This window comes from Mycobacterium sp. E2462, from assembly GCF_001672685.1.
Lineage (GTDB): Bacteria > Actinomycetota > Actinomycetes > Mycobacteriales > Mycobacteriaceae > Mycobacterium.
In genome coordinates this window covers 1-9,211 of record NZ_LZKC01000124.1, presented here as the reverse complement: position 1 = coordinate 9,211, position 9,211 = coordinate 1, and the positions used below count along the sequence as shown (strand labels likewise).

At 70.6% G+C, this 9,211-nt stretch carries 10 protein-coding genes and 2 pseudogenes; 5 read left to right on the top strand and 7 right to left on the bottom strand.

The window, feature by feature from the left end; translation table 11 throughout:
* Positions 1-423, top strand: a 423-nt coding sequence (locus tag A5714_RS05925) for a response regulator transcription factor (protein WP_082959589.1), incomplete at its 5' end; no start/stop codon positions are given.
* Here A5714_RS05925 and A5714_RS05920 read toward each other — a convergent pair.
* Entirely contained in the window at positions 416-1,324 is a 909-nt protein-coding gene (locus A5714_RS05920; RefSeq protein WP_197513569.1) for a thiamine pyrophosphate-dependent enzyme, read from the bottom strand. The genes A5714_RS05925 and A5714_RS05920 overlap by 8 nt on opposite strands.
* A gap of 208 nt (positions 1,325-1,532) precedes the next feature.
* The gene (locus tag A5714_RS05915; protein ID WP_068283703.1) at positions 1,533-2,672 is read right to left on the bottom strand and encodes a thiolase family protein; all 1,140 of its coding nucleotides are present in this window, start codon (positions 2,670-2,672) and stop codon (positions 1,533-1,535) included.
* A gap of 164 nt (positions 2,673-2,836) precedes the next feature.
* On the opposite strand from A5714_RS05915, the gene A5714_RS05910 reads away from it, so the two are divergent.
* On the top strand, positions 2,837-3,706 hold the full coding sequence (locus tag A5714_RS05910) for a proline iminopeptidase-family hydrolase (RefSeq protein WP_231975802.1): 870 nt from the start codon (positions 2,837-2,839) through the stop codon (positions 3,704-3,706).
* 8 nt (positions 3,707-3,714) lie between these two features.
* On the opposite strand, the gene A5714_RS05905 is transcribed toward A5714_RS05910, so the two are convergent.
* Genes A5714_RS05905 through A5714_RS05890 form a run of 4 tightly spaced genes read right to left on the bottom strand, consistent with a single transcriptional unit; the run spans position 3,715 to position 7,916 of the window.
* Positions 3,715-4,482, bottom strand: a complete 768-nt coding sequence (locus A5714_RS05905; protein ID WP_068071073.1) for an enoyl-CoA hydratase/isomerase family protein — start codon at positions 4,480-4,482, stop codon at positions 3,715-3,717.
* A 60-nt stretch (positions 4,483-4,542) separates the two neighbouring features.
* Positions 4,543-5,631 (bottom strand): acyl-CoA dehydrogenase family protein, encoded by a 1,089-nt coding sequence (locus A5714_RS05900; RefSeq protein ID WP_068283698.1) that lies wholly within the window; start codon positions 5,629-5,631, stop codon positions 4,543-4,545.
* Positions 5,618-6,523 (bottom strand): acyl-CoA dehydrogenase family protein, encoded by a 906-nt coding sequence (locus A5714_RS05895; RefSeq protein WP_068283694.1) that lies wholly within the window; start codon positions 6,521-6,523, stop codon positions 5,618-5,620. Before A5714_RS05895 ends, A5714_RS05900 begins: the two co-directional genes overlap by 14 nt.
* Entirely contained in the window at positions 6,501-7,916 is a 1,416-nt protein-coding gene (locus A5714_RS05890) for a class I adenylate-forming enzyme family protein (protein WP_068283691.1), read from the bottom strand. Before A5714_RS05890 ends, A5714_RS05895 begins: the two co-directional genes overlap by 23 nt.
* Positions 7,917-8,060: 144 nt before the next feature.
* On the opposite strand from A5714_RS05890, the gene A5714_RS05885 reads away from it, so the two are divergent.
* The 3 genes and pseudogenes from A5714_RS05885 to A5714_RS05875 all read left to right on the top strand — a co-directional run.
* Positions 8,061-8,363: a 2Fe-2S iron-sulfur cluster-binding protein gene (locus tag A5714_RS05885; protein ID WP_068283688.1), complete on the top strand. Its 303-nt coding sequence runs from the start codon at positions 8,061-8,063 to the stop codon at positions 8,361-8,363.
* A 17-nt stretch (positions 8,364-8,380) separates the two neighbouring features.
* On the top strand, positions 8,381-8,695 hold the full coding sequence (locus A5714_RS05880) for a DUF4286 family protein (RefSeq protein WP_068283685.1): 315 nt from the start codon (positions 8,381-8,383) through the stop codon (positions 8,693-8,695).
* 38 nt (positions 8,696-8,733) lie between these two features.
* Positions 8,734-9,045: pseudogene (locus tag A5714_RS05875) on the top strand (amidohydrolase); the annotation flags it as partial.
* On the opposite strand, the pseudogene A5714_RS25930 reads toward A5714_RS05875, so the two are convergent.
* Positions 8,985-9,211 (bottom strand): annotated as a pseudogene (locus A5714_RS25930) (hypothetical protein); the annotation flags it as partial. The pseudogenes A5714_RS05875 and A5714_RS25930 sit on opposite strands and share 61 nt — an antisense overlap.

Here is a 9,211-nt window from a genome sequence, read left to right as displayed (position 1 = left end):
CGCAATCGGGGGTTGCCGACCCGGGTGCTGCTCATCTCGGCGCACGACGAGCCGGCGATCGTGTACCAGGCGCTGCAGCAGGGTGCCGCGGGTTTCGTGCTCAAGGAGGCGACGCGCGCGGAGATCGTCACGGCCGTGCGGGATTGCGCCGCGGGCCGCGACGTGGTGGCGCCCACCCTGGTCGGCGGGTTGGCGGCGGAGATCCGGCACCGCGCCGAACCTCCCGCCCCCGTGCTCAGCGCGCGGGAGCGGGAGGTGCTCAATCGGATCGCTCGCGGTCAAAGCATCCCCGTCATCGCCGGTGAGTTGTTCGTGGCCCCGTCGACGGTCAAGACGCACGTGCAGCGCCTGTACGAGAAGCTGGGCGTCGGTGATCGCGCCGCCGCCGTCGCCGAGGCCATGCGGCAGGGCCTGCTCAGCTAGCGGCCGACCAGGGACCGGGCTGGCGCTTCGGTGCGGGCCCCTGCGCCAGCAGCGAGTTGGCGACGTACACCGCCTCGGCGACCAGCCGGCGGGCCCGGCGTTCGACCCCGCACAGCTCGGCGTCGTCCACGCCCGCCCAGCGAAGCTGCCGCTTGACCAGGATCAGCGGGTCACCCCCGCATGGATGATTCGTCCGATAGGTGACCGCCTCGACCACGCCGGGCCCGCCGCCGGCGCTTGCCCGCCGCACGGCGTCGGCCACCGAGTCCGCGACCGCCGCGACGTACCTGCCGTCGGCGGAGCGCAACGGCAGCCCGCGGCTCTCATGCGGGCCCCGACGCCCGCGAGCGCCCTCGACGATGTTCTCGACGACGAACACCAGGGGCAGCCGCCAGGACACCGCGATGCTTGCCGCCGCGGTGAACTCCGCCGTGTTAGCGTCTCGCCCGCCGATCGCGCACAGGGTGACGTTGCCGGAGCCGGCCAGTTTCTGCGCGTAAGCGTCGCCCAGGGCGAACGAGATCGACCGCGCCAAATCCGTTGAGCTGTCCAGCAATTGCTTCCAATCGGTGGCGTACGCCGTCTGGTTGGCAGCGGCGGAGGGGCGGGGGCAGCGCAGTTCGGCCAGGGCCGGGCCGAGGGGAAGGGCCCGGGCGACGTGCTCGGCGTTGCGGAAGTGCGGGATCGCGGTGTGCACCACATCGCCCGGCCGTAGCGCCGCGGTGGCGCCGACGGCCACCGCCTCCTGACCGAGCGCGGGCGGCAACGAGCCGTCGAAGGGACCGTCCACGCGCGGCTCGTCGAGGGCCATGTCGAGCAGTCGCAGTACCCACATCCGGCGGTACAGCTCCAGCCGGTCGTCCCGCGCCAGCGTTGCCGAAAGTTCGGTGGTGTAAGTCATTGCCGCGTCTCCTTGCTCACTGCGATCCGGTTGCGCGCCGGCCGAGCCCCGTAGTCGGGTGGCTGGGCCGGTCACCGCGTTGAACACAGTTCTGAAGGTAGGGCGCGGCCGCGGCGGGCGCCTCCGCCGATCGGCTCGCGAACGGGATGAATCTCGTGTCACCCGATCGGGGGACACGGCGCGCGTGGGCGACGCGCGGCGTTGGCGGTTAGGGAGCGGGTACCTCGATCACCGTCGCCGAACCCATGCCGCCACCCGCGCACATCGCCGCGACGCCGATTCCCCCGCCGCGACGCCGCAATTCGTGGACCAGCGTGACGAGCATCCGGGCGCCGCTCGCGGCGACCGGGTGGCCCAGCGAGCAGCCGCTGCCGCTGACGTTCACCGTGTCGGGGTCGAGGTCGAGCAGCCTGACGGTGGCCACGCACATCGCCGCGAAGGCCTCGTTGATTTCGAACAGGTCCACGTCGGAGACCGAAAGGCCGGCGCGGGCAAGGGCTTTCGGGATGGCGTCCACCGGCGCCAGCCCGGTGATCGCGGGGTCGACGCCGACGGACGCCCAGGACTTGACGGTGGCCAGCGCGGGCAGGCCCAGCTCGTCGCTGGCGATCGTCAACACCGCGGCACCGTCATTGGCCCCGCAGGCGTTGCCGGCGGTGATGGAGAAGCCCTCGATCTCGGGGTGCAGCGGCTTGAGGGCGGCCAGCTTCTCCATGGTGGTGTCGCGGCGCGGGTGCTCGTCGACCGCGAACACCCCATGCGGAGTCTCGATCGGAACGATCTCCTCCTTGAACCGCCCCTCGTCGATGGCGGCGATCGCGTTGCGGTGCGAGCGCAGCGCCCAGGCGTCCATCTCCTCGCGACTCACGCCCGCCTTGACGGCGGCGTTCCAGCCGACCGTGATCGACATGTCCAGGTTCGGCGCGTCGGGACGATCGGGGTGCGTCGGCGGAAACCAGTCGACCCACTCGCCGTCCACCTGCAGGCGCGATCGGGGCGAGGTCGACGCCGAGTTCACGCCGCCCGCGAGCACCAGCCGGTCCATGCCCGCGCGCACGCTCGCCGCGGCGCTCTGCACGGCGGCCTGGCCCGCGGCGCAGTGGCGGTTGTTGGCCAGGCCGGGCACCTGCGTCAGGCCGGCCGTGACGGCCGCATGCCGCGCGAGCACCCCGCCGCCGTAGAGCCCCTCGCCCAGGATGACGTCGTCGACCTGCGCCGGGTCCAGCTCCTTGGCCGCCTCGGTAACCACGTGATGCGCGAGGTCGAACGCGCTGGTGTCGCGCAACGTGCCCTTGCGGGCGGTGCCGATGGGGGTGCGCAGCGCGGACACGATGACGGCTTCGGGCACGGCCTTCTCCTGTGGTGGCGAGCGGACGCGGCGGCGCAGTCACGACGCCCCGCGGGTCGAGAACTCTATTCTCTCAATCGGAGAGCCTCAGTTGCAAGGCGACGCCGCGCCGGTTCCCGCTGGGCTGCCTACACTGCTGGGTCATGACAGAGGCGACGGCGGCGCTGGAGGGGTCGATCGACGTCCCGGGCGGGACGGTCTGGTTCACCCGAATCGGGGGCGGGCGGGGCCTGCCGCTGCTCGTGGTGCACGGCGGGCCCGGCCTCCCGCACGACTACCTGCGGTCGCTGGAACGGCTGGCCGACGAGCGCGAGGTCATCTTCTGGGATCAGCTCGGCTGCGGAAAGTCCCCCTGCGCACCGAATCCGGCGCTGTGGACGATGCAACGCTCGGTGGCCGAGACCCGGGCCGTGGTGGATGCGCTCGGCCTCGACCGCTTCCACCTGTTCGGCAACTCCTGGGGCGGCATGCTGGCCCAGCAGTTCGTGCTGGACGCGGGCCCCCGGCCGACCAGCCTGACCGTCTCGAACAGCATCGCCTCCATCCCGGCGTTCGGCACCATGGTCCAGCGGTTGAAGTCCGAGCTCGACCCCGCGACGCAGGCGGCCATCGAACGCCATGAAGCCGCCGGCACCACGCACGCCGCCGAATACCAGGCCGCGATCCGCACCTGGAACGAGACCTACCTCTGTCGCGCGCGGCCCTGGCCCCGCGAACTCGAGGAAGCCTTCCGCCACATGGGCTCCGAGATCTTCGAAACGATGTTCGGACCCAGCGACTTTCACATCGTCGGCACCATCCGCGACTGGGACGTGATGGACCGGTTGGCCGAAATCACGGTGCCCGCCCTCATCCTCGCCGGCCGGTACGACGAGTGCGTGCCCGAGCACATGTGGGCCATGCATCAGCGCATCGCCGGCTCGCGCTTCGAGCTGTTCGAGGCGAGCTCCCACATGCCGTTCATCGAGGAGCCGGAGAAATTCGACGCCGTCATGCGCGAATTCCTGGCACAGCACGAGGATTCGGCGGCGTAGCGCCGGGTTCAGTTCTTGCCGGCGGCCAGCTTCGTGACGATCGACCGGAAATCCTCGGTGAGGAACGACTGGCTCTCCGCGGAGAGGGCGTAGTCCAGGCTCGCCAGCACCGCCCGCTCGAGGTGGATGTTGAGCACCCGCTTGGTGCTCTCGACGGCCTGCTGCGGCAGCTCGAGAATCTTCTTCGCGCACGCGATCGCCTCGGCCACGGGATCGGCGACGACGTGGTTGGCCAGCCCCAACTCGACGGCGCGCTGCGCGTCGATCCTGGTGCCCGTCAACGCGAACTCCTTGGCCAGCAGCAGGCTGATGTGCAGCGGCCACGTCAACGGTCCGCCGTCGGCGGCCACCAGGCCGACCTGCACGTGCGGGTCGGCGAGATAAGCCTTTTCGGCGATGTAGACGATGTCGCTGAGCGCGACCAGGCTGCAACCGAGCCCGACGGCCGGCCCGTTGACCGCGGCCACGACCGGGATTCGGCACCGCGCCATCCCCAGCACGATCTCCCGCCCGTCCCGAATGGTCTTGGCGCGCAGGTCGGCGTCGGCCGAAAGCTCCTTGAGGTAGCTGAAGTCGCCACCGGCCGAAAACGCCCGCCCCGCCCCCGTGATCACCGCCGCCCGGGCGGTCGGGTCGTCGGTCAAGCGCTGCCACAGCCGTGCAAGGCCCACGTGCAGGTTGTCGTTCACCGAGTTGAGCGACTCCGGCCGGTTCAAGGTGATGAGCCGCAGGGGACCGTCGGCTTGGACGTCGATCTCGGTGGGCATGTCGTACACGTCAGACTCCTTCTTTTCTGGTCGTGACCCGCTTCACCCGGGCTGCGCCCGCGTTCGCGATCACTGCGGCAGTCCCAGGATGCGCGCAGCGATGATGTTCTTCTGTATCTGCGACGTCCCGCCCATCACGCTCTGGGCGCGGCTGTACAGATAGGCGCCGAGCAGGTCGGCGTCGCGGGTGCCGGCGACCGCCACCGCGGCGTGCCCGACGGATTGCTCGACCCAGGTCATCAGCAGCTTGTCGAGTGAACCCTCGGGCCCATGCGAGATGCCGTCGAGTTGTTCGGACAGCCGCCGCCGCACGTGGTGCGTCAGCATCTCGGCCTGCACCGCCGCCCAGGCCAGCTCCTCGGGAACCTCACCCCCGTTGCGGCTCAACATGGTTCGGACCAGCTTGCCGTAGCGGGCCGCGTACCCCAGCGTCGAGGGTTCCCGCTCGTGACCGACGACGGTCATCGCCACCGCCCAGCCTTCGCCGGGGGCGCCGACCATCCGGTCCGCCGGTATCTTCGCACCGTCGAAGAACACCTGGCCGAACTCGTTGGTGACCCCGTTGATCATCCGCAGCGGACGTTGTTGCACGCCAGGCTGTTTCATTTCCAGGATGAAGGCCGATAGGCCGCGGTGACGCTTGGCGTCGGGCTCGGTGCGGGCCAGGAGTAGACACCAGTCGGCCACGTCGGAGTAACTCGTCCAGATCTTGTGGCCGTTCACCACATAGCTGTCGCCCTCGCGGCGGGCGGTGGTGCTCAGCGACGCCAGGTCCGAGCCGGCGCCCGGTTCGCTGAAGCCCTGGCACCACCGTTGGGTGCCGTCGATGATGCCGGGCAGGAAGCGCCGGCGCAGTTCGTCGTTGGCGTGGCGGCCGATGCCGTAGACCAGGTAGCCGACGCTGGGCCGCGGCGGGGCGCCCGCGCGCGCGAGTTCCTCGTCGACGATGACGTCGTAGACCGGGGGAAGTTCCTGCCCGCCGTACTCGCGCGGGAAGGACAGGCCGAAGAAGCCCTCCCGGTACAGCGCCTGGTGCCACCCGGCCTGCAAGGCCCAGTAGTCGTCGCCGGAGCCCACAAACTCTCTGGCGCGCAACGTGAGCCAGGCCCGCAGCCGCTCCCGGAACGCGGCCTCGTCGGCGGAGTCACGAAAGTCCAAGGTCGATCTCCTTCAACGTCACGGGCCACAATTCGGTCGAGGTCAGCGCGCGCCGGAGATACACGTGGACCAGGCACTCCCAGGTGTTGCCGATGCCGCCGTGCACCTGGATGGCCGTCTCGCAGACGGTTCGGGCCGCGCGGGCGCAGTAGACCTTCGCCACCTGCGCGGCCCTGATCGCCTCGGGCGCGGCCAACTCGTCGACCGCCCAGGCGGCGTGCCGCAGGACGCTCACCGAACCCTCGATGAGTGCCAGGCTTTCGGCCAGCAGGTGTGCGACGGCCTGATATGAACCGATCGACTTGCCGTACTGCTCGCGGATTTTCGCGTAGTCACAGGCGAGCGCGTGCGCGCCGCGGGCGATGCCGACCAGGTCGGCCGTGGTGGTGACCAGCGCCAGGGCCCGCCATCGCGCGGCGGCGTCCTCCGATATCTCGCCCTGCGACACCGGCGCCCCGGCGACGTCGGCCTCGGCGCGGGTGAGGTCGGCGCAGGTGCTCGCGGCGCCCACGTCCGTGGCCAGCACCGAGGTTCCGGACAGGGTCAGGGCGCGCCGCGCACCCCGCGCATCGATCACGCGGCCGTCGACGGCAACGGTGGCACCGTGCGCGTCGGCGCCGACGCGGCGGGCCAGGTCGTCGGCCAGGAGCGGGCCCAGGAACGGCGCATCGACGAGGCGGCGGCCGAACTCCTCGGCGACGACGGCCACCTCCACGCCCGACGCCTCGTCGGCGCGCAACGACCGCCAGCCGGTCGCGTCGATCTGCTTGTCCAGGCGGCGGATTCGGTCCTCGTCATCGAGCTCCTGCACCGCGCCGGGGCCCAGGTCGTCGGCCAGCTTGGCGGCGGCGTCGCGCAGCTGCCGTTGTTCAGCGGTCAGACGTACATCCATAGCGCTCCTTCAGAATTCGGCGCAACACCTTGCCCGAGGGCAGGCGCGGAATGTCGGGCACGAACACGATCCGGGTCAGCTGCTTGTAGGAGGCGAGCCGCTCGCCCACCCGCGCCGCCAGCTCCGCGGCCAGGGTGTCGGCGTCGGCCGATGCGTGCGCGGCGACCGCGGCGACGACCGCTTCCCCGTTGCTGCCGTCGGGCACCCCGAAGACCGCGCAGTCCTTGACGTCCGGATGGCCGTGCAACACCGTCTCGATCTCGGCGGGGGCGACCTGAAAGCCGCGCACCTTGATCATCTCTTTGAGCCGGTCGGTGATCCGCAACCAGCCGGCGTCGTCGAGCCAGCCGACGTCCCCGGTGCGATACCAGCCGTCCCGGACGGCCTCGCCGGTGGCCTCCGCAGGCAGGTAACCGGCCATCAACGAGGCCGACCGGGCCTGGATCTCACCGACCTCACCCGGGCCGACCGGCTCTGAAGTCCCCAGCGACACCACGCGCACCTGCACCCCCGGCACCGGGCGACCGACCGCGTCCAGCCGGGCGCCGGTGACCGGGTTGCAGGCGATGACGGGCAGCTCGGTGGTCCCGTAGGCCGGCACCCAACCGACGCCGGTGCGCCGCGTCACCGTCTGGGCGACGTCGGCCGCGACGGGGGTGGCGCCCCACATGATGTAGCGCAGCGACGACAGGTCGTAGGACTCCAGATCGGGATGCGCCGCAATGGCCAGCGCGATCGGGGCGACGGCCATCTCGACGGTGATGCGGTCGGCGGCGATGTGGTGCAGCATGCGGTCGATGTCGAACCGCGGATGCAGCCGGACCCGGGCACCCGTCCGCAGCGCGGTGAGCAGATTCAGCAACCCCAGGATGTGCGACGGCGGCGTGACCACCTGGATCCGGTCGCGCGGCGTCAGCTGCAGCGCCGCGCGCCAGTGCGCCACGGCGGCGCCCAGTGACGCGTGGGTGTGCCGCACCGCCTTCGGCAGGCCCGTGGTGCCCGAACTGAACACCAGGACCGCATCGGACGGCGGGGCCGCGGCGCGAGGCGTCGAAGCGCCCGCCGGCACGGGCTCGTCCAGGTGCAGCATGGGCATCAGCCCGGCGAGGACCGGGTGGTCGCCGACGGCGTGGCCGGGGGCGGTGAGTGCGAGCGCGTGGTCGACCTCGGCGCGTCGCCACGCGGGGCTCAGCAGCACCGCGGTGGCGGCCACCCGCCAGATCGCGAGCACCGCCGCGACGAATTCCGGTCGGGTGGACGCCATGACGGCCACCCGCTGGCCCGCCCGCACACCGCCGCTTCTCAGGCGGGTCGCCCAGCCGCTGGCAAGCGCGTCGAGATCGGACATGCTGAGGTGCCGCTCCCCGTACACGAGCGCGGGCGGCTCGGTCACGTCCCGTCCTCCCTGGCAGGCCGGGCTCGCCCCCGACGTGGCTTGAGAAGACCCTATCGGTCTGTGAGAATAGTATTCTCTACAGTGAAGAATGCAAATGTGTCGGGGGCGGTCGAGTGCCAGAATCATCGAGGAGACCCACCGGTGGCTGATCCCGCAGCGAACGGCTCCGTCGCCGGCAGCGTGACGATCCTGCTGGACCGCAAGAAGGTGACCGTACCGATCGTGGCCGGCGAGACCCTCTTGGAGACGGCGCGGCGCGCCGGCCTACAGCCCCCGTTCAGCTGTGAGGCCGGCAACTGCGGCACCTGTATGGCCCTGCTCGAAGAGGGCCACGCGACCATGCGGGTCAACGACGCGCTGGACGACGACGAGGTGGCCGAGGGTTACGTCCTGACCTGCCAGGGCGTGCCGGACACGGACACGGTCACGGTGCGCTACGAGTGAGTGAGAGGGGCGAGCGCATGGCCAAAGGCGTCATTCTCGTTGAGAGCCGGCCCAGTTCGCCGGAGCGGGAACGCGAATACAACATGTGGTACGACGAGGTGCACCTGCCCGAACTCGTCGCCCTGGACGGTTTCGTCTCGGCACGGCGGCTGCGGCCCGTCGACGGCAACGGCCCGTATGTGGCCATTTACGAGATCGAGGGCGACGACCTGCAGGCCATCCTCGACGGCATGATCGCCAACGCCGGTCAGCTGCACATGTCCGACGCCCTGCAGCTGGATCCGCCGCCGATTCCCCGGCTGCTCGAGACCACCACCGAGTGCGACGGCTAGGCCACACGGCCACACAGTCCGTGCGCGAAAGGATTTGAATGAACGTCGACGACTTGATCCTGGTGAGCATCGACGACCACGTCGTCGAACCGCCGGACATGTTCTTGCGGCACGTGCCGGCGCGGTACAAGGACGAGGCCCCGATCGTCGTCACCGACGACAAGGGCGTCGATCAGTGGATGTATCAAGGCCGGCCGCAGGGCGTCAGCGGCCTCAACGCCGTGGTCTCGTGGCCGGCCGAGGAGTGGGGCCGCGACCCGGCCGGATTCGCCGAGATGCGCCCGGGGGTCTACGACGTCCACGAACGGGTCCGGGACATGAACCGCAACGGCATCCTGGCGTCGATGTGCCAGTCGTTGTAGGCCGACACCATGACCAGCGTGACCTCTTCGCGGTGCATGTTGAGGTGCCGGGCCGAGAACCCGGTGAACGTCGGGAAGCACATCGACGCCAGGATGCCGTTGCGGTTCATGTCCCGGACCCGTTCGTGGACGTCGTAGACCCCCGGGCGCATCT